The sequence below is a fragment of the Streptomyces sp. NPDC052496 genome (assembly GCF_040679095.1).
In the GTDB taxonomy this organism is placed as follows: domain Bacteria; phylum Actinomycetota; class Actinomycetes; order Streptomycetales; family Streptomycetaceae; genus Streptomyces.
Genome location: NZ_JBFAUH010000025.1, coordinates 54,502 through 73,566, shown reverse-complemented (window position 1 = coordinate 73,566; position 19,065 = coordinate 54,502). Strand labels below are relative to the sequence as shown.

At 74.1% G+C, this 19,065-nt stretch carries 13 protein-coding genes; 3 read left to right on the top strand and 10 right to left on the bottom strand.

The window, feature by feature from the left end; all coding sequences use genetic code 11:
- Nucleotides 1-200 precede the first annotated feature (200 nt).
- Nucleotides 201-2,354 (bottom strand): IucA/IucC family protein, encoded by a 2,154-nt coding sequence (locus tag AB0L45_RS29550; protein ID WP_365845260.1) that lies wholly within the window; start codon nucleotides 2,352-2,354, stop codon nucleotides 201-203.
- A gap of 451 nt (nucleotides 2,355-2,805) precedes the next feature.
- A complete protein-coding gene (locus tag AB0L45_RS29545) occupies nucleotides 2,806-4,293 on the bottom strand; it encodes a diaminobutyrate--2-oxoglutarate transaminase family protein (RefSeq protein WP_365845258.1) in 1,488 nt (495 codons plus the stop codon).
- A gap of 548 nt (nucleotides 4,294-4,841) precedes the next feature.
- Here AB0L45_RS29545 and AB0L45_RS29540 point away from each other — a divergent pair.
- Complete coding sequence (locus tag AB0L45_RS29540) at nucleotides 4,842-6,029, top strand: hypothetical protein (protein ID WP_365845256.1); 1,188 nt, start codon at nucleotides 4,842-4,844, stop codon at nucleotides 6,027-6,029.
- Nucleotides 6,030-6,309: 280 nt separating this feature from the next.
- Here AB0L45_RS29540 and hflX read toward each other — a convergent pair whose 3' ends face one another.
- The 6 genes from hflX to miaA form a co-directional block, all read right to left on the bottom strand.
- Nucleotides 6,310-7,797, bottom strand: a complete 1,488-nt coding sequence (gene hflX, locus AB0L45_RS29535; RefSeq protein ID WP_365845254.1) for a GTPase HflX — start codon at nucleotides 7,795-7,797, stop codon at nucleotides 6,310-6,312.
- A gap of 278 nt (nucleotides 7,798-8,075) precedes the next feature.
- Nucleotides 8,076-9,845, bottom strand: a complete 1,770-nt coding sequence (locus AB0L45_RS29530; protein ID WP_365845252.1) for a M1 family aminopeptidase — start codon at nucleotides 9,843-9,845, stop codon at nucleotides 8,076-8,078.
- A 389-nt stretch (nucleotides 9,846-10,234) separates the two neighbouring features.
- Nucleotides 10,235-12,541: an HD domain-containing protein gene (locus tag AB0L45_RS29525; RefSeq protein ID WP_365845250.1), complete on the bottom strand. Its 2,307-nt coding sequence runs from the start codon at nucleotides 12,539-12,541 to the stop codon at nucleotides 10,235-10,237.
- Nucleotides 12,542-12,681: 140 nt separating this feature from the next.
- Nucleotides 12,682-13,626 (bottom strand): diaminopimelate epimerase, encoded by a 945-nt coding sequence (gene dapF, locus AB0L45_RS29520; RefSeq protein ID WP_365845248.1) that lies wholly within the window; start codon nucleotides 13,624-13,626, stop codon nucleotides 12,682-12,684.
- A 412-nt stretch (nucleotides 13,627-14,038) separates the two neighbouring features.
- Nucleotides 14,039-14,608 (bottom strand): hypothetical protein, encoded by a 570-nt coding sequence (locus AB0L45_RS29515; RefSeq protein WP_365845246.1) that lies wholly within the window; start codon nucleotides 14,606-14,608, stop codon nucleotides 14,039-14,041.
- A gap of 107 nt (nucleotides 14,609-14,715) precedes the next feature.
- Nucleotides 14,716-15,654, bottom strand: a complete 939-nt coding sequence (gene miaA, locus AB0L45_RS29510) for a tRNA (adenosine(37)-N6)-dimethylallyltransferase MiaA (RefSeq protein WP_365845244.1) — start codon at nucleotides 15,652-15,654, stop codon at nucleotides 14,716-14,718.
- A gap of 182 nt (nucleotides 15,655-15,836) precedes the next feature.
- Between miaA and AB0L45_RS29505 the strand changes: the two genes are divergently transcribed.
- Both AB0L45_RS29505 and AB0L45_RS29500 read left to right on the top strand, forming a co-directional pair.
- On the top strand, nucleotides 15,837-16,121 hold the full coding sequence (locus AB0L45_RS29505) for a gliding motility protein (RefSeq protein ID WP_365845241.1): 285 nt from the start codon (nucleotides 15,837-15,839) through the stop codon (nucleotides 16,119-16,121).
- Nucleotides 16,122-16,159: 38 nt separating this feature from the next.
- On the top strand, nucleotides 16,160-16,426 hold the full coding sequence (locus tag AB0L45_RS29500) for an antitoxin (protein ID WP_365845239.1): 267 nt from the start codon (nucleotides 16,160-16,162) through the stop codon (nucleotides 16,424-16,426).
- 154 nt (nucleotides 16,427-16,580) lie between these two features.
- On the opposite strand, the gene AB0L45_RS29495 is transcribed toward AB0L45_RS29500, so the two are convergent.
- Both AB0L45_RS29495 and miaB read right to left on the bottom strand, forming a co-directional pair.
- Nucleotides 16,581-17,291, bottom strand: a complete 711-nt coding sequence (locus tag AB0L45_RS29495; protein WP_365845237.1) for a class III extradiol dioxygenase subunit B-like domain-containing protein — start codon at nucleotides 17,289-17,291, stop codon at nucleotides 16,581-16,583.
- Between the two features lie 253 nt (nucleotides 17,292-17,544).
- A complete protein-coding gene (miaB, locus tag AB0L45_RS29490; RefSeq protein WP_365845235.1) occupies nucleotides 17,545-19,029 on the bottom strand; it encodes a tRNA (N6-isopentenyl adenosine(37)-C2)-methylthiotransferase MiaB in 1,485 nt (494 codons plus the stop codon).
- Between the last annotated feature and the right edge of the window lie 36 nt (nucleotides 19,030-19,065).

The following is a 19,065-nucleotide window of genomic DNA, read 5'->3' as shown; positions in this document are numbered from 1 at the left end:
CCGAAGGTCTCGGCGGCTCCTGGGTCGATGCCGGATTCGGTGGGGGGCACGATGGCGCTCTCTCCTTTCCGGGCCTCCTCACGAGGTCACGGGGCGGGCGGGCGGGGAGTCGGGGGCGGTGGGCTGATGCGGAGACGGGGGCAGGAAGCAGGTCGGACAGCGGGACGGACAGCAGGTCAGTCAGCAGGTCAGTCAGCAGATCAGGGGTGCAGGGGGTTGGGGATGGTGACGTAGACGGACTGGGTGTCGACCGGGCCGACGAGTTCGTCGAGGCCGCGCAGCCGGGTCAGCAGGTTGGCCTTGCAGCGCAGGGTGCGGGCCTCCAGGAGCCGGCCGGGCAGCGGTGAACGGTGTTCCGCCGGTCCGGTGGCGGCGTCGGTGAGGAACCGCCGGAAGGCCGCGAGGAGCACCGCCTCGTCGGCCAGGCGTTGGGAGCCGAAGGCGCCGATGAGGCCGAGGACGTTGTTGATGCCGAGGTAATAGGCGAAGCGTTCGTCGGTGACCTCGTCGGTGACGAAGGTGTCGCTGGTGGTGCCGATGCCGGGCAGCCGCCGTGCCAGCTCCGTACGGCGCGACTCGCGGAAGTAGTAGCCCTGGTTGTCCCGGTAGCGGCCGCCGGCGGGCCAGCCGTCCCGGTCCAGCAGGACGAGGGTGTTCTGCTGGTGCGCTTCGAGGGCGACGCCCGCGGTGCCGTCGAGCCAGAGGACGGGCCGTACCACCGCTTCGAGGTAGCGCAGGAACCACTCGGTGGCGACGGCGCCGGCCGGCCGTCCGGTACGGGCGGTGAGCCTGCCGATGACGTCGGCGAGCCGGGACCGCAGGCCGGTGTGGCCCGGCCAGGGGCGGGGCGAGGTGAGGGCGGCGATGCAGACGGCGTCGTCGGTGGCGGTGAAGGGGTTGTGCCGGACGACCACGTCCAGGCCGCGCACCGGCTGACCGTCGGCTCCGGTGACACCGAACCAGGCCGGGTCGCGGACGATGTCGAAGCCCGGGGCGCCGGGGAAGGCCGCCCGCCACTGTGCGGCCAGGCCGGTGCGGAGCAGCCGGTGCACCTCGACGCCGCGTTCCAGTTCCTTGCGGAGGTTGTCGCGGCGGGAGTTGGTGATGCGCACGCCCAGGGAGAGCTTGAGCATGGCGTCGCAGCCGGGACGGAAGACGGTGCGTACGGAGGAGGTGGGGTGCCAGGCGGGGCCGCCCGGGCCCAGGTCGTGGAGGCGGCCCACCTCGTACAGCGCGGCGATGTCCGGGCGGTGGCCGAGCTGGTGGGCCTGCCACGGGTGCATCGGCAGCGGCAGGGTGCCGGCGGGCGCCGGCGGCGCTCCCGCGGCGAGGCGGGCGGCCAGGTGCTCGGCGGGGACGGTGCGGCCGCGCTCGGTCCAGGCCGAGGCGGCGGCGAACACGTCCCGGTGGACGGCCGTCCAGTGCAGGCGGAACGCGCCGCGCAGCTCCGGGGAGTACGCGCGCGTCTCGGCCTCGGTCAGGCCCTCCCGGCTCTTGGGGGTCGGGTGCATGGGGTGGCCGAAGAGCAGGGCCTGTTCGGCGGCGAGGAAGCGCGAGCGACCGTGGTCGTCGGCGGGGGCGGCGCGCCGGTCGGCGAGGAACACGGCGGTGTGCCGTACGGAGTCGGCGACGCGTCCGACGAGGTCGGCGCTCTCGCTGTCCGGCACTCCGGCGGGGTGGTCGGGAGCGGGGCGGCCTGCGCCGTCATGCGTGCCCCCGCGTACGGCCTCGCGGCGCAGCAGGGCGGCGAGCGTCACGGCGTCCAGGGGAGCGGCGTCGGCGGGGGCGCCTTCCAGTACGGGTGCGCCGAGACGGTGCCAGCCGGTGTCCGACCAGTACAGGACGGGTACGTGCAGGACTGCCGCGCTGGCGTCGAGGGGGATGCGCAGCCGGTCGCCCGCCGGGCGGGCCGTGCCGCTCTCGCGGATCCAGCAGCGGAGCAGGCTCTCGGCACCGGCCGCGTCGGCGGCGACGGCCGGGTCCTGGTGGTCCAGCCGGTCCTGCGCGGGCGGCCGCGCCTCCTCCGCCCCCGCTCCCGTCTGCGCCCCCGCTTCCGTGCGCGCCCCTGCTTCCGTCTCGGCCGCGGCCCTGGCCTCGTCCTCGTCGTCCGTGTACACGGTGACGACCCGGGTCGCACCCAGCCCGTGGCAGTCCTCGTGGCCGTGCCGCTCGTGATGGCCGAGCCGTACGGCGCAGCCGGTATGGCCGCCGTGCTCGCCGCCCTCGGCGGTGTCGTGGGCGGCGGCGCGCCGGTTCTGGCGCGGCACGGCGGGTTCCCGCAGCCGGGCCAGGGGTTCACGGGGCAGACGGCGCTCGTCTGCCGGAGTCCCGTCGGGGCCGGGGCGTTCGTTCATCGGGATGTGCCTCGCAGGGTCGGCGCGGTGGGCGCGGTCTGGACGGTGGTGGGGCGATGAGGCGGTGCGGGGCGGCGGACGGGCGGACGCCCGGGAAGAGCCGTGCGGCCGCGAGGACCGATGCGTCCGAGAACGCGGGGGCCGGCGCAGGGGTAGACCCGGGGGCCGGCGCAGGCGCAGACGCGGAGGCCAGCGCAGGGGTAGACCCGGAGGCCGGCGCAGGCGCAGACGCGGAGGCCAGCGCAGGCGCAGACGCGGAGGCCGGCGCACGCGAGCAAGGATGAAGGCACACGGCGAGATACCTGGCACGCCCGGCATGCCAAGCAGGACGGACGTGACAGGCACACCGAGCACACCGGGCGCCCCAGACGCCTCGCCCCCGTAACCGACCGCCCAGTACCTGTACCCGGCCGCCCGGCCCTCCTCTGCCCCGCGCAACGCACGCCCCGGCTCACGGCGTCGCCCCGAGGGTCGGCTCGTGCCGGGCCGCCGCACCGCCATGCCCGTCCGGCGCAAGCTCCACGTCCGCCCCGGCAGTCACACCACTCGCCCCAGCGGTCCCCCGGCCCCCAGCGGTCCGCCCTCCCCCGCCCGCCCCGGCCCGCGCCGCGGCCGCCAGCGCGTCGGCGAGGCGGTCGAGGACCGCGTCCGCCTGTTCGTCGGTGATGGTGAGCGGGGGCAGCAACCGGACCACCGAGCTGTGGCGGCCGCCCAGTTCCACGATCAGGCCCCGGTCGAGGCACTCCTGCTGGACGGCCGCGGCCAGCGCGGGGGCGGCCGGGCGGGCGCCCGCCGGGTCCGGTGCGGCGTCCGGGTCGACCAGTTCCAGGCCGAGCATCAGACCCCGGCCGCGTACGTCACCGACGCAGTCGTGCTCGGTAGCGAGCCCGCTCAGCCGGGAGATCATGCGGGCGCCCAGCTCACCGGCGCGCCGCGCCAGGTCGTGCTGCCTGACGTACGCGAGGGTGGCCGCGCCGGCCGCCATCGCGAGCTGGTTGCCCCGGAAGGTGCCCGCGTGAGCGCCGGGCCGCCAGGTGTCCAGTTCCTCGCGGTAGACGATGACGGCGAGCGGCAGGCTGCCGCCGATCGCCTTGGACAGCACCAGGACGTCGGGCACCACGCCGCTGTGCCCGATGGCCCAGAACGCGCCGGTGCGGCCGACGCCGGTCTGTACCTCGTCCACGACGAGGGGGATGCCGCGTGCCGCCGTGATCTCGCGCATCCGGCGCAGCCAGCTGTCGGGGGCGGGGATCACCCCGCCCTCGCCCTGGACCGGTTCGAGGATCATTCCGGCCGGCCGGGCGATGCCGCTCTTGTCGTCGTCGAGCACGTTCGCGGTCCAGCGCGCGGCCAGTTCGGCGCCGCGTTCGCCGCCCGTGCCGAAGGGGCAGCGGTAGTCGTACGGATACGGGAGACGGAGCACGGAGGTGTCGCGCGCGCCCCCGGACGCCGCGAGCGCCCCCGCCGTCATGCCGTGGTACGCGCCGGTGAAGGCCGCCAGCCCCTCCCGGCCGGTCGCGGTCCGCACCAGTTTGAAGGCGGCTTCGACGGCGTCCGTGCCGGCCGGTCCGCAGAACTGGACGCGGCCGTGGGCGGCCAGCTCGGGCGGCAGGGTGGCGAACAGTTCGGTGACGAACGCGTCCTTGACCGGCGTGGCCAGGTCGAGGACGTGCAGCGGGGCACCGGAGTCCAGGACGGAGCGGATCGCCTCCAGGACGACGGGGTGGTTGTGGCCGAGCGCCAGGGTGCCCGCCCCGGAGAGGCAGTCCAGGTAACGGCGGCCGTCGGCGCCCTCGATGGTCAGCCCGCGGGCCCGCACCGGGACGATGGGCAGCGAGCGCGCGTACGTACGGGCGGCGGACTCGCGGAGCGACTGCCGTCGCAGGATGCCCTCGTGGGCGGGAGGGGGTGCCATCGGCAGAGGCTGGGTCAAGGCCACGGCGGTTCGGTCCTCCTGCTGCTGGACTCTTCTGTTGAACTGCGGGCGGGCCCGCCGCGCGCCGGCCGCGCCCCATCGGGCCGCTTCCGTCGCGCACCGGGCCTGGTCCGCTGTCGGCAGGTCGCCGGGCCTGGCCGGCGGACCACTTCCCCTGCCGCCGGACACGGCTCAGCCGCCCCCGTACGTATCAACGACGCCGCCCGCGGGAGAGCACGGCCTACCGCAAGATCCTTGCTGTTCGCGGGCGCGGGCAGGCGCCCGGTGGCGCGCCATCCGCGCACCCCGCCCCGTACCGCGCCCCCGGTACGCGCCTCCGCACCACCCCCTCGGAAAGATCCCCGCCGAACCGGAACCGGGGCCCCGCCCACCGTCGTCCCCAACGGCACCGGCATAGTGGGGTCCTGCGCCCAGCTTTCCGGTGCATGACAAAACAGCAGATGCGGGCACGTCCGGGGCAAGACCGGCACGGTCACCCACGGCGCGGCAGGGCCGCCCGGGGACGGCCGCGTGTCCGCGGCACGCCAGAACAGACCAGGGGGAGTTCACCCATGCGATCCATACGTCGGCCGGTCCTGGCCGCGGCCGCCCTCACCGCCGTGGTGGCGCTGACCGCCACCGGCTGCGGTCCCGAGGGCAACCAGGCGGACGGCAAGCCCAGCCAGTCCGCGGAACAGGGCAGTGCGGGCGGGGGTGGCTTCACGATCCCCAAGGACATCCAGGACAAGCTCAAGGAACACGGCGTCGACCTGGACAAGTGGAAGAACGGCGAGTGGAAGAACTGGGACAAGGACAAGTGGCTCCGCGAGGCCAGTGACTTCATCAACCCGATCATCAAGGGTCTGTGGGATCCGGACCGGGCGAGCAAGGCCAAGCCGCCGAAGGAGCCCACGCCCAAGGACATCTCGGGTGATCAGGGGCGGACCGACCCGGACCCGCGTCCGGTCCAGGCCAAGGCCGTCAAGCCGCCGTTCGGCCAGAACGCGCCCGGCCTCGGCAAGATCTTCTTCGACACCCCCGAGGGCCACGCGGTCTGTTCCGGCGCGGTGGTCAAGGACCCGGCGCACCCCGGCAAGTCCAACCTGGTCTGGACGGCGGGCCACTGCGTGCACGCCGGCAAGTCCGGCGGCTGGTACCGCAACATGGTCTTCGCCCCGTCGTTCAACGACAGCGGCAAGTCCGCGGCCCAGCTGGAGAACGCCTCGCGGGAGCAGATGTTCCCCAAGGGCGTGTGGTGGGCCGACGGCGCGTCGACCTCCAACCAGTGGATCAGCCAGGGCGGTCCGCAGGGCAACAGCGTGCCGATGGCGCCGTACGACTTCGCCATCATGCACGTGACGCCGGAGAAGGGCGCGGGCAGCAAGTCCCTCGAAGAGGTCGCCGGCGGCGCCTACTCGGTGGACTTCAACGCCTCGGCGATCCCGGACATCTCCAGCCTCACCGCCCAGGGCTACCCGGCCGAGGCGCCGTTCGACGGTGCGACGCTGCAGCAGTGCACCGACAAGCCGGGCCGGCTCTCGCTGGACGCCAAGAAGCCGACCATGTACCGCATCGGCTGCCTGATGACCGCCGGTTCCTCCGGTGGCCCCTGGTTCGCCAAGGGCTCGGACGGCAAGCCGACGCTGGTGTCGAACACCTCGATCGGCCCGCGTCCGGCCGGCTGGCTGGCGGGCCCGCACCTCGGCCCGGAGGCCAAGAGCATGTACGGCGCGATGAGCAAGAAGTTCGCGTCGAAGTAGGCAGGATCGCCGAGGCGGCCGGGACACGCGCGGTGACCGAAGCGCGTGGGGCCGGCCAGGCGGACGCCGTGAGCGGTGGGCACCCGGTTCGCGCCGGGTGAGCACACGGCCGGTCCCGTATCCGTACGACGGGTACGGGGCCGGCCCCGCCGCCGCCCGCAGCAGCAGAAGAACACGGGCAGCAGAACATGGCGAAGGCCCGCTCCCGGTCTCCGGGGGCGGGCCTTCGTACTGCCTCGTCACTGCCGCCCCCTACGGGGCGGCGCCTACGGCCGTCGCGTCACGCGGCAGGCACGTACGGCTTGAGCTCGGCGGCCAGCTCCTCGTGCACCCGCGCCTTGAGGACCGTGCCCTCCGCGATGTGCTCCTCGGAGATCACCTCGCCCTCGGCGTGGGCCCGCGAGACCAGCGCGCCCTGGGTGTACGGCACCAGCGCCTCGATCTCGACCTGCGGCCGCGGCAGCTCCTCGTCGATCAGCGCGAGCAGCTCGTCGATGCCCTGGCCCGTGCGGGCCGAGACCAGCAGCGCGTGCTTCTCGTTGCGCAGCAGCCGCTGGAGGACCAGCGGGTCGGCGGCGTCCGCCTTGTTGACGACGACGATCTCCGGTACGTGGGTGGCGCCCACGTCGCGGATCACCTCGCGCACGGCGGCCAGCTGCTCCTCCGGCACCGGGTGCGAACCGTCGACCACGTGGAGGATCAGGTCGGAGTCGCCGACCTCCTCCATCGTGGAGCGGAACGCCTCAACCAGGTGGTGCGGCAGGTGGCGGACGAAGCCGACGGTGTCGGCGAGGGTGTAGAGCCGCCCGCTGGGCGTCTCGGCCCGGCGCACGGTCGGGTCCAGGGTGGCGAACAGCGCGTTCTCCACCAGGACGCCGGCCCCGGTCAGGCGGTTGAGCAGGGAGGACTTGCCCGCGTTGGTGTACCCGGCGATGGCCACCGAGGGCACCTTGTGGCGACGGCGTTCCTGCCGCTTGATGTCGCGGCCGGTCTTCATCTCCGCGATCTCCCGGCGCATCTTCGCCATCTTCTCGCGGATCCGCCGCCGGTCCGTCTCGATCTTGGTCTCACCGGGACCACGCGTGGCCATACCGCCACCCGCGGAGCCGGAGCCACCACCACCCATCTGCCGGGACAGCGACTGGCCCCAGCCGCGCAGCCGCGGCAGCATGTACTGCATCTGCGCCAGCGAGACCTGCGCCTTGCCCTCGCGGGACTTGGCGTGCTGGGCGAAGATGTCGAGGATCAGGGCCGTACGGTCGACGACCTTGACCTTGACGACGTCCTCCAGGTGGATCAGCTGGCCGGGGCTCAGCTCACCGTCGCAGACCACCGTGTCCGCGCCGGACTCCAGGACGATGTCGCGCAGCTCCAGGGCCTTGCCGGAGCCGATGTACGTGGCCGGGTCGGGCTTGTCGCGGCGCTGGACGACGCCGTCGAGCACGAGCGCGCCGGCGGTCTCGGCCAGGGCGGCGAGCTCGGCGAGCGAGTTCTCCGCGTCCTGCACCGTGCCCGTGGTCCAGACACCGACCAGCACGACACGCTCCAGGCGCAGCTGGCGGTACTCGACCTCGGTGACGTCTTCGAGCTCGGTGGACAGTCCGGCCACCCGGCGCAGGGCGGCCCGCTCCGTGCGGTCGTACTGCTCGCCGTCACGCTCCCCGTCGATCTCGTAACTCCAGGCGACGTCCTCTTCCATCAGGGCGTCGGCCCGGCGGCTCTCGGGGAGGCGCTGTCGGTCCTGTGGAAGGGAAGAAGAGGAGGTCATTTGATCCTTTGCGTCGTTGGGACGTCCCGTGCGGGGCCGCGTGGCCCCGGGACTCTCGATCGTGACAACGTCCGGACCGCCCGGGAGATTCCCGGCGGCGGCCCCGTCATCGGCCAGACGATGGTCGCACGACGGCTGGTCACCGTCCTACGGATTTTCCGTGGGCGAGGCGTCAGGGGTGTGAGGGGCGCCAGAGGCGTGGGGGGCGCGAGGGAGTGGGAGGGGGTGGGAGGGAGTGGGGGCGCGAGGGAGTGGGAGGCGCCGGGGCGCGGTCAGGCTCACCCCGGCTTGTGCGCCGGGGTGCCACCAGGCTTCACGCCCGGCTTGCCGCTCGGCTTCCCCGCAGGCTTAGCGCCCGGCTTGCCGCCCGGATTCCCCGCAGGCTTAGCGCCCGGCTTGGGCGCGGGCTTCCCCGCAGGCTTCGCGCCCGGCGTGCGCGCCGGTGGCTGCGGCGTCCGGTAGTGGCTCTTCCAGTCCGGGTGGCCCGGCATCGGCGGTGTCTTCTTGTCGTACAGCCAGCTGCGGAAGAAGCTCCCGAGGTCCTGGCCCGAGACCCGGGAAGCCAGCGCGACGAAGTCGGTGGTGCCCGCGACGCCGTCCCGGTGACGGGTCACCCAGGCGCGTTCCAGCCGGTCGAAGGCGGCGGGTCCGATCTTGGCTCGCAGCGCGTACAGCACGAGGGCGCTGCCGTCGTACATGACCGGGCGGAAGATGCCCGTCTTGTTGCCGGGCGCGGGAATCTTCGGGGCCCCGGGCGGGCCGCCCTCGGCGCGCATCCGGTCGGAGACGCTGTAGGCGCGCCGTGTCCGTTCGTCCATGGACATCCCGGAGTGCTCGTGCGCGTACAGCTCCTCGTACCAGGTGGCGTGCGCCTCGTTGAGCCAGGCGTCCGACCAGGTGCGCGGGGAGACGCTGTTGCCGAACCACTGGTGCGCCAGCTCATGGACCATGATCGCTTTGATGTACCAGCGGGGGTACTGCCCCGTGGTGAACAGCCGCTCCTCAAAGAGGGACAGCGTCTGGGTCTCCAGCTCGAAGCCCGTCTCGGCCTGGGCGAGCAGGACGCCGTACGTCTCGAAGGGGTAGCGGCCGACCTTGCGCTCCATCCAGGCGAGCTGGCCGGGCGTCTCGGCCAGCCACGGTTCCAGGCGCTTGCGGTCGGCGGCGGGTACGACGTCGCGCAGCGGCAGGCCGTGCGGCCCCGTGCGGCGGACGACGGCGGAGCGCCCGATGGACACCTGTGCCACTTCGGTGGCCATGGGGTGGGCGGACCGGTAGACCCAGGTGGTGGTGGCCGGAGCGGCCGCCGGCTGCCGTACGCCCGGTTCCGCCGGCACCACGCTCCTGACCTGTACGGCGCCCGGGTAGCGCGCCACCAGCGTGCCGTTGCCGACGACGGTCAGGTCCTTGGGGGCGGTGACGCGGAAGGTGTAGAGCGCCTTGTCCGAGGGGTGGTCGTTGCCCGGGAAGACGCGGTGCGCGGCGTCGACCTGGTTGGCCATCACCAGCCCGTCCTTCGTGCGCAGCCAGCCGACATCCTTGTCCTTGCCGCCCTTGGGGGGCCGCGGGTCGCTGGTGTGCCGGACGACGATCCGCAGCGGGGTGCCGGCGCGGACCGCGCGGTGCGGCGTGACGATGAGGTCCTCGCCGCGGCTGACGTGGGCGGCGGGCCGGCCGTCGATCTCGACGGAGCGGACGGCACCGTGCGCGAAGTCGAGGTTGACGTGCTTCAGGCGGGCGGTGGCCCGCGCGGTGATCTTCGTGACGGCTTCCAGCGGCCGGTCGTTGCGTCCGGAGTACGTCAGGGCGATGTCGTACGCGCGGACGTCGTAGCCGGGGTTGCCGAGGTGCGGGTAGAGCCGGTCACCGACGCCGAGCGGTGCGGCGGCCGGCAGGCCGGCGGCGACCAGGGTGGCGGCGGCGAGCAGGCCGAGCGCGCTCCGGCGGCGGGCAGCGGCTCCGGCGGGGCGGCGTGGACGGGGGCGGGACGGGGCGCCTTCGGAGCCCGGTCCGGGGCCGGGGGCGGGGCGGGACGAGGAAAGCGGCATGACAAACCGCTATCAGCGTGGCGCCCCCGCCCGTGGCCGACGCGACAGTACGGCACCCGAACGAGGGGATCCCTGCGCCCGTAGAGGGCCGGAGGGGCGCAGGCGGAAGCCGAACGCGCCCCTCATGCGGACGCGTGGGGCCGTGCCCCTCATGCGGAAGCGTGGGGCCGTGCCCCTCATGCGGACGCGTGGGGCCGCGCCCTTCAACCGCACGCGTGGGGCCGCGCCCCTCAAGCGCACGCATGGGGCCGTGCGCCTCGTGCGGACGCGTGGGACCGTGCCCCTCACGCGTGGGACCATGCCCCTCAAGCGCACGCATGAGGCCACGCCCCTCAAGCGCACGCATAGGACCACGCCCTCAAGCGCACGCATGGGGCCGCAGGCGCCCCTCAGGACCGCGCCGCCACCCTCGGCTGCGCCCGCCCCGCCCGCAGCACGTCGAAGACGCCCGGCACCTGCCGCATCGCCCGCATCAGGGACGGCAGTTTGGCCGCGTCCGGCAGGTGGAGCGTGTACGTGTGGCGTACGCGCTGCTCACGGGGCGGCTCGACGGCCGCGGCGACCACGGCGGCGCCTTCGGCGGCGATCGCCTCGGTGAGATCGGCGAGCAGATGCGGCCGGGTGAACGCCTCCGCGAGGAGGGTGACCCGGCAGCCCTGTACGCGGTTGCCCGCACCGCGCCAGCGCGCGCCGACCGGCTGCCGGCCGGACGCGGCCATCCGGGCCACCACGGGGCACAGCGCCCGGTGCACGGTGACGATGCCGCCCCGTACGGCGAAGCCGGTGACGTTGTCCGGCGGTACGGGGGTGCAGCAGCCCGCGAGCCGTACGGTCGCGCCGGGGAGGTCGGTGGACAGGGTGGCGATGTCGCCGCCGTGACGCCCGGCGGCTGGGCCGGCCCCGGCGCCCCGCGGCTCGCCGGCGGCGTTCGGGGTACCCGCCCCCACCTGGCCCTCCCCCGTTCCCGTCTCCTCCCCGGGGTGGGCGGCGAGCCAGCGTGAGATGGCGAGCCGGGCCGCCGGGGTACGGGTGTGGTCGAGCCAGTCCGGCGAGGGCCCGGCGGCGGAGTCGGGGGCCATGAGCAGGTGCAGGCTGTCGCCGTCGCTCAGGGCGGTGGAGAGCGTCGCCAGGCGCCCGTTGACGCGCGCGCCGATGCAGTGGTGGGCCCCTTCGCCGTACAGCGCGTACGCGGCGTCCACACAGCTCGCGCCGGCGGGCAGGCCGACGGTGCCGGTGCCGCCCGTACCCGTGCCCGCGCGGTCCGTGGCGACCGTGCCGCCGCCGTCGCCGAAGCCGCCTTCCGTGCAGAAGACCGTGATCTCCCGGTCCTGGGCGAGGTCGTCGCGCAGCGAGGTCCAGAATGTGTCCGGGTCGGGGGTGGCGCGCTGCCATTCCAGGAGGCGGCACAGCCATCCGGGCTGGGTCGGGTCGACGCGCTCACCGTCCTCGGCCGGCTGTGCGCCCTGCGCGCCGTCCGGTACCGGCGCTGACGGGTCGGAGCCGTCCGCGGGGGCGTACGGGTTGCCCAGCGCGATCACCCCGGCCTCCGCGACGCGGTGCATGCGGTGGGTGCGGATGAGCGTTTCGGCAATCGCGCCGTCCTCGTCGGAGACGGCGGTGTGCAGCGACTGGTAGAGGTTGAACTTCGGCGCCGCGATGAAGTCCTTGAACTCCGAGACGACCGGGGTGAAGCAGGTGTGCAGCTCGCCGAGGACCGCGTAGCAGTCGGCGTCCTCGGCGACGAGCACCAGCAGCCGGCCGAGGTCCGCGCCGGTGACCGTGCCGCGCGCCAGCCGCACCCGGTGCACGGAGACGAAGTGCCGGGGCCTGATGAGGACTTCGGCGTCGATGTCGGCCTCGCCCAGGACGGTGCGCACCCGTTCCGCGATGGCGTCGAGCGGGCCCGCGCGGCCGGCGTGACCGAGGACCAGGGCGCGGGTGGTGGCGTACTCCTCCGGATGCAGGATCGCGAAGACCAGGTCCTCCAGCTCGGTCTTGAGCGCCTGCACGCCCAGCCGTTCGGCGAGCGGGATCAGCACGTCGCGCGTCACCTTGGCGATCCGGGCCTGTTTCTCGGGTCGCATCACGCCGAGGGTGCGCATGTTGTGCAGCCGGTCGGCCAGCTTGATGGACATCACGCGGACGTCGTTGCCGGTGGCGACCAGCATCTTGCGGAAGGTCTCCGGCTCGGCGGCGGCGCCGTAGTCCACCTTCTCCAGCTTGGTCACGCCGTCGACCAGGTAGCAGACCTCCTTGCCGAACTCGCTGCTGACCTGATCCAGCGTCACTTCGGTGTCCTCGACGGTGTCGTGGAGGAGGGAGGCGGTCAAGGTCGTGGTCTCGGCGCCCAGTTCGGCCAGGATCAGGGTCACCGCGAGCGGGTGGGTGATGTACGGCTCGCCGCTCTTGCGCAGCTGTCCGCGGTGCGAGGACTCGGCGAGCGCGTAGGCCCGGCTCAGGGTGTCCAGGTCGGCGTCCGGGTGGTGGGCGCGGTGCACCTTGGCGACGTGCTCCAGGGCGTCCGGCAGGCCGTCGCGGGGGGCCGGACCGAGCAGCGCGGCCCGGCCGATGCGGCGCAGTCCGCGCAGCTCCAGGCGGGGGCGGCCCCGTCTGCGATGGGAGGCTTCCCCCAGGTCGGACGGACCGGCCTGGGCAGGCGCGACGGGGTTACCAGGGTTCGTGGCCTCTGCGCTCATGGGCACCTCCGGCGGCGTCGACCGGCGGTTGGGCGCCCGCAGTCAGTCGCCCGGGCCGGTGCTTGATGCTACCGAGCCCATCACGCAGCGCTGTCCCGCTCTCGCCCAGCGTGAACCGGATCACCCATTCGAGCGAAGTCTCAGCCGAGGGCCGTGACCAGCCACGCGGGGTCCATCGCACCCTGCGCGACGATCACCGCGGGGCCGGTCATCTCGACCGTGCCGTCCGGCAGCTCGGTGATCGTCAGGCTGCCGCCCAGCACGTCGACCGTATACGTGACGGGGCTGTTGGTGACCGCGGGGTCGATGCCGTCCCGGCGGGCGGCGGCGACGGCGACCGCGCAGGCGCCGGTGCCGCAGGAGCGGGTCTCGCCGGCGCCGCGCTCGTGCACCCGCATGGCCACGTGGCGCGGGCCGCGGTCGGCGACGAACTCGATGTTGACGCCGTCCGGGTAGACGGCGGCTGGGCCGAACGGCGGGACCTCGCGCAGCTCTCCGGCGTGGTCGAGGTCCTCGACGAAGGCGACGGCGTGCGGGTTGCCCATGTTCACGTTGCGGGCGGGCCAGCTGCGGTCGCCGACCGTGACCGTCACGCCGTCCGGGAGCAGCTCGGCACGGCCCATGGAGATGGTGACCTCACCGGTCGCGGCCAGGCGCGCCGTCCGTACGCCGGCGCGGGTGGCGATGGCCAGCTCGCCCTCCTTGGCCAGGCCGGCGTGCTGGAGGTAGCGGGCGAAGACGCGGATGCCGTTGCCGCACATCTCGGCGATGGAGCCGTCACCGTTGCGGTAGTCCATGAACCACTCGGCCTCACCGGCCATGGCGCGGGCCTCGGGGTCGGCGGCGGAGCGCACCACGCGCAGCAGGCCGTCACCGCCGATGCCGGCCCGGCGGTCGCAGATCCGCGCGACGGCCTCGGCGGACAGCTCCAGGGCGCCGTCCGGGTCGGGGACGATCACGAAATCGTTCTCCGTGCCGTGCCCCTTGAGGAAGGCGATGCCCCGGCCGCCGGAGCCGCTCGCGGCGGTCGTGGCGGCGCTCACGGCGGCCCCCGTGGCCTCTACGGTCCCCTGTGCGTCGGTCATGCCTGCATCGTACGGCGCGGCAGTGACAGCGCGTGCCGCAGGCCCGGTCAGGGCATGTGCGGACACGCGCGTGGCGCGTGTCCGGCCCGCGCATGTACCGGCGCCCGTGGCACGTGTCCGGCCCGCGCACGTCCCGGCACCCGTGGCACGTTTCCGGCCCGCGCATGTCCCGGCTCGCACCATGCCCGTACGCCCCGCGCCACGCCCGTACGGCCCGCGCCACGCCCGTACGCCCCGCACCATGCCCGTACGGCCCGCACCATGCCCGTACGTCCCACGCGGCGCTCATACGTCCCACGCGGCGCTCGTACGGTCCGTACACCCCGCCCCGGGCCTCGGTCGGCCCCCGCCGTTCGACACGCTCCGCCGGGCTCGCCGGGGTCCATGCCCCGGCCCCATGCGCCGCGCCTTTTCAGTGCAGCCGCGCGACCCGCCAGACCGCGAGCAGGGCCAGGACGGCCACGACCGCGGCGTACGCCAGGACGACGCGCCAGTCCGGGCGTCGGCCGGAGCCGCGGGCGGGCAGGCCGGGCCAGGTGTGGCCGACCCGGCGGGCGGCCATCATGCCCCAGCCCGCCGCGCAGCCGAAGAGCAGCAGGCCGAGCATGGAGATCACCGCGCCGCCGTCACCGCCGAACTCGAAGGCGAGCGGGAAGGCGAACATCAACGAGCCGAGGATGGCCAGGCCCACGATGGGCGCGAGCTGCCAGATGCGCAGCTTGCGCGGCGGGCGCAGTTCCCGGAAGGACTCGCCGCCCTCGGCCGCCTCCTCGGGGCCGTCCCCGGCGTCCAGGGGCTCCGGGCGAACCGGTTCACCCAGAGCGTCGGGACCGTCGGGCCCGACGGCCGCCGCGTGGTCCAGGGCAGGCCCGACCGGGCCGACGGCCCCGGGCCCGTCCTGGGTCAGCGGCTCCGCCGCGTCCCGCTGTCCGTCTCTCGGCCCGTCCGGTTGCTGCGGTCTGTTGCGAGGGCCGGCCTCCATCGCCACGCGCCCTCCCCACTCCGACTGCACGCCTCGATCGAAGGTCGATGATGACACGCTCCCGGGGGCCCGGATGACGGCCGGAGCGTCCCGATGCCATGACGTGATCAGGCTGTGACCGGTCGTTCGACCAACGCCAGCGCCCGCCCCGGGAGTTCCGCGCGGTCCGCGGCGCCCCCGCTGAGCCAGTGGACCCGGGGATCCCTGCGGAACCAGGAATCCTGGCGGCGCGCGAACCGCTTGGTGGCACGGACCGTCTCGGCGCGCGCCTGCTCCTCCGTGCACTCCCCCGCGAGCTGGGCGAGCACCTGCTGGTAGCCGAGGGCCCGTGAGGCGGTGCGCCCCTCGCGCAGCCCCTCGCCCTCCAGCCGCCGCACCTCGTCGACCAGGCCTTCGTCCCACATCCGGTCGACCCTGCGGGCGATGCGGTCGTCCAGTTCGGGGCGTGCCACGTCGACGCCGATCTGCACGGTGTCGTAGACCGCCTCGTGTCCGGGGAGGTTGGCGGTGAAGGGGCGGCCGGTGATCTCGATGACCTCCAGGGCGCGCACGATGCGGCGCCCGTTGCTCGCCAGGATGGCGCGGGCGGCCTCGGGGTCGGCGGCGGCGAGCCGTGTGTGCAGGGCACCGCTGCCCTGCTCGGCCAGCTCGGCCTCCAGCCGGGCGCGTACCTCCGGGTCCGTACCGGGGAAGTCGAGGGCGTCGATGGCGCCGCGTACGTACAGGCCGGAGCCGCCGACGAGGACGGGAGTGCGGCCTTCGGCGAGCAGGCGGTCGATCTCGGCGCGGGCCAGACGCTGGTACTCGGCGACGTTCGCGGCCCGGGTGACGTCCCAGATGTCCAGGAGGTGGTGCGGGACGCCCTGGCGCTCGGGCACCGTCAGCTTGGCGGTGCCGATGTCCATACCCCGGTAGAGCTGCATGGAGTCGGCGTTGACGACTTCGCCACCGAGATGGCGGGCGAGCGCGACGCCCAGATCGGACTTTCCGGCCGCGGTGGGACCGACGACGGCGATGACCCGGGGTGCGGGAACTGCGGTGTTCACCGGCCCAGTCTCGCAAACCTCGGGGCCGCATCTCGAACGAGCGACGTGACGGCTCGCCTTCGTGTTCGTTGCCTGTTGCGAGGTTCCGGCCGCCGGTTCACGGACCGGAGCCCGCGGGCGGCGCAATGGGACGCTCCGGGCGCCCCGGGATTTCGCCCACACGAGTAAGGTCTGGAGTAGTTATGGGCGTGTTTTCACGGTTTCGTCGCCGCAAGGACGAGGCATCGACGGAGGAGGCCGGCGCCGCCACGCTGACGGCGGAACCGTCGGCCCCGGAGGGCGGGGAGCCCGGTGCCGAGCCGTCCGCCGAGGCCGCCCCGTCGGCGGAACAGGGCGAGGCGGCGGACGGGAAGCCGTCCGCGGAGGAGGCCGCCGAGGCGGCGGCCGCCGAAGGTGTCGAGATCCCCAAGCAGCAGTCGGCCGGGGAGGCTGCGGACAGCGAAGCCGGGGAAGGCGCCCGCAAGTAAGGCGCACACCGTACGAAGGAAGACGAAGGAAGGTGCCCATGGGTCTGCTGGACAACCTCAAGGCCAGGCTCGGTCCGCTGCGGAGCAGGGCCGGTGACCTCGCGCAGCAGCACGGGGACAAGATCGAGCAGGGGCTCGACAAGGCCGCGCGGGCGGTCGACGAGAGGACCAAGGGCAAGTACAGCAGCCAGATCGGGACCGGCGCGGGCAAGGCGAAGGACGCCCTCGGCAGGCTGTCCGAGGAGTCCCGCCGCTCCGGCGGTCAGGGCTCCGGCGGCTCCGGCCCGCAGGGACCGGCCTCCTGACCTTCTCCCGCCGGGCCTGCGGCGGGGCGGCCCGGACAGCAACGCGACGGCCGCGGAGCGATGCGCTCCGCGGCCGTCGCGTTGCTGCCTGCCGGCACGGCGGGCACCGCTGCCGGCACGGCGGGCGCCACTGCCGGCACGGCTTGCGTACGTCTCAGGACCAGGCCGCCACGAAGTACCCCACTCCGTACGGCGCCTCCTCGCGCAGCAGCACGCCGCGCAGCCCGGCGCCCTGTGCGGCGCCCGCCAGGACCTGCCAGCAGGCCCGCCCGGAGGCCTTCAGCTCGTCCGCCAGCTCCGCGTCCAGCCCGGCCAGCGCCTCGGTGTCGGCGGCCGCCAGGGCGCGCCCCACGGCGGCGTCGAAGTCTTCGGCCCGCTCGTCGTAGTAGCCCGGGGCCTTCACCGTGCGGCACGCGCTGCCGTCGCCCATCACCAGCAGGGCGACCCGCTCCGAAGACGCCGCGATCTCCCGGCCGACCTGGAGGCAGCGGTCGGCGGCCAGCGGTTCTCCGACGCCCAGCCCTTCCACCGGCGCGTCCGCCCAGTCCGTACGGGTCAGCAGCCAGGCGCCGACCGACAGCGACGGCGGAAGCGGCCGTTCCGGGGCCGTCTCGGCGGCGCCCAGGCGCACGTCCAGGTCCACGCCGAAGCCGCGGAAGGAACCGACCGCGCCCTGTGCGTGCGGCCCGCGGCCGGCCTGTTCGGCGGGGCCGACGACGACCAGCCGGTCCGGCCGGGCCGCCGCGAGCACGCCGACCGCGTCCACGGCGGCGGCCCGTAGGCCGTCCAGCTCGGGGGCGGCTCCGGAGGCGACCTCCGGGACGAGTACCGGCGGACACGGGCAGACGGCGGCGGCGACAAGCATGGCTGGAACCCTAGCAAGGCGGCACCGACGGGACGCGGGCTCAGGCCCGGGCGCCCCGGCTGGTTGTCCGCCTCAGGCCCGGGCGCCCCGTCCGGTTGCCCCGTCCTCAGACCCCAGCGTTCCCTCCGACTGCCCCGCCTCAGGCCCCGGCGCCCATCCGATTGCCACGTCCTCAGACCCCGACGCCCCATCCGAGCGCCCCGCCTCAGGCCCGGGTCTGGGCGCCCCGTCCGGTTCGCCCGCCCTCAGGCCGTCAGTCGCACCCGCAGCCCGCCGCCGGGGCCGGGGCGGGGGCCGGCGCGCCGATGGTCGGCAGGCCGAGCATGACGCCGGCCGGCTTGTCGGCCGGGGCGGCGTTGCGCTTCTCCCAGGCGTCGCCCGCGCGGGTACGGCGGACGGCCTGGACCGGGCCCTCGGCGAGCAGGTGGTGCGGCGCGGCGTAGGTGATCTCGACGGTCACCATGTCGCCGGGGCGGACCGGCTCCTCGGGGCGGGTGAAGTGCACCAGGCGGTTGTCGGGCGCGCGGCCGGACAGCCGGCGCGTGGCGTCGTCCTTGCGCCCCTCGCCCTCGGCGACCATGACCTCCAGCGTGCGGCCGACCTGCTTCTTGTTCTCCTCCCAGGAGATCTCCTCCTGGAGGGCCACCAGCCGCTCGTAGCGCGCCTGGACGACCTCCTTGGGGATCTGCCCCTCCATCTCGGCGGCCGGGGTGCCGGGGCGCTTGGAGTACTGGAAGGTGAAGGCCTGCGCGAAGCGGGACTCGCGGACCGTGTGCAGGGTCTGCTCGAAGTCCTCCTCGGTCTCGCCGGGGAAGCCGACGATGATGTCCGTGGAGATGGCGGCGTCCGGCATGGCGGCGCGCACCTTCTCGATGATGCCGAGGAAGCGCTCCTGGCGGTACGAGCGGCGCATCGCCTTGAGGACCGTGTCCGAGCCGGACTGCAGCGGCATGTGCAGCTGCGGCATCACGTTCGGCGTCTCGGCCATGGCGGCGATGACGTCGTCGGTGAAGTCGCGGGGGTGCGGCGAGGTGAAGCGGACCCGCTCCAGGCCCTCGATCTTCCCGCAGGCGCGCAGCAGCTTGCTGAACGCCTCGCGGTCGCCGATGTCGGAGCCGTACGCGTTGACGTTCTGGCCGAGCAGGGTGATCTCGGAGACGCCCTCCGCGACCAGCGCCTCGATCTCGGCGAGGATGTCGCCGGGGCGGCGGTCCTTCTCCTTGCCGCGCAGGGCGGGGACGATGCAGAAGGTGCAGGTGTTGTTGCAGCCGACGGAGATCGAGACCCAGGCCGCGTAGGCGCTCTCGCGGCGGGTGGGCAGCGTGGAGGGGAACGCCTCCAGCGACTCGGCGATCTCGACCTGCGCTTCCTCCTGGACGCGGGCGCGCTCCAGGAGCACCGGCAGCTTGCCGATGTTGTGCGTCCCGAAGACCACGTCGACCCACGGGGCCTTCTTGACGATGGTGTCGCGGTCCTTCTGGGCCAGGCAGCCGCCGACGGCGATCTGCATGCCCGGGCGCGCGGCCTTCTTGGGCGCGAGCTGGCCGAGGTTGCCGTAGAGCCGGTTGTCGGCGTTCTCCCTCACCGCGCAGGTGTTGAAGACGACGACATCGGCCCCGTCGGCCCCCTTGGGCGCGGGCACGTATCCGGCGTCCTCCAGCAGGCCCGACAGCCGCTCGGAGTCGTGGACGTTCATCTGGCACCCGTAGGTGCGCACCTCGTATGTCTTCGCACTCATCTCAATCGACCAGGGTACGTCCTCGCGCCGCCGCCT

What these genes read in the sequence shown, in the direction of transcription:
- dapF (WP_365845248.1), bottom strand. Translation starts at nt 13,626, where the DNA reads ATGACCGACGCACAGGGGACCGTAGAGGCCACGGGGGCCGCCGTGAGC.
- hflX (WP_365845254.1), bottom strand. Translation starts at nt 7,797, where the DNA reads ATGACCTCCTCTTCTTCCCTTCCACAGGACCGACAGCGCCTCCCCGAG.
- miaB (WP_365845235.1), bottom strand. Translation starts at nt 19,029, where the DNA reads ATGAGTGCGAAGACATACGAGGTGCGCACCTACGGGTGCCAGATGAAC.
- AB0L45_RS29505 (WP_365845241.1), top strand. Translation starts at nt 15,837, where the DNA reads ATGGGCGTGTTTTCACGGTTTCGTCGCCGCAAGGACGAGGCATCGACG.
- AB0L45_RS29500 (WP_365845239.1), top strand. Translation starts at nt 16,160, where the DNA reads ATGGGTCTGCTGGACAACCTCAAGGCCAGGCTCGGTCCGCTGCGGAGC.
- AB0L45_RS29540 (WP_365845256.1), top strand. Translation starts at nt 4,842, where the DNA reads ATGCGATCCATACGTCGGCCGGTCCTGGCCGCGGCCGCCCTCACCGCC.
- AB0L45_RS29550 (WP_365845260.1), bottom strand. Translation starts at nt 2,354, where the DNA reads ATGAACGAACGCCCCGGCCCCGACGGGACTCCGGCAGACGAGCGCCGT.
- AB0L45_RS29530 (WP_365845252.1), bottom strand. Translation starts at nt 9,845, where the DNA reads ATGCCGCTTTCCTCGTCCCGCCCCGCCCCCGGCCCCGGACCGGGCTCC.
- AB0L45_RS29515 (WP_365845246.1), bottom strand. Translation starts at nt 14,608, where the DNA reads ATGGAGGCCGGCCCTCGCAACAGACCGCAGCAACCGGACGGGCCGAGA.
- AB0L45_RS29495 (WP_365845237.1), bottom strand. Translation starts at nt 17,291, where the DNA reads ATGCTTGTCGCCGCCGCCGTCTGCCCGTGTCCGCCGGTACTCGTCCCG.
- AB0L45_RS29525 (WP_365845250.1), bottom strand. Translation starts at nt 12,541, where the DNA reads ATGAGCGCAGAGGCCACGAACCCTGGTAACCCCGTCGCGCCTGCCCAG.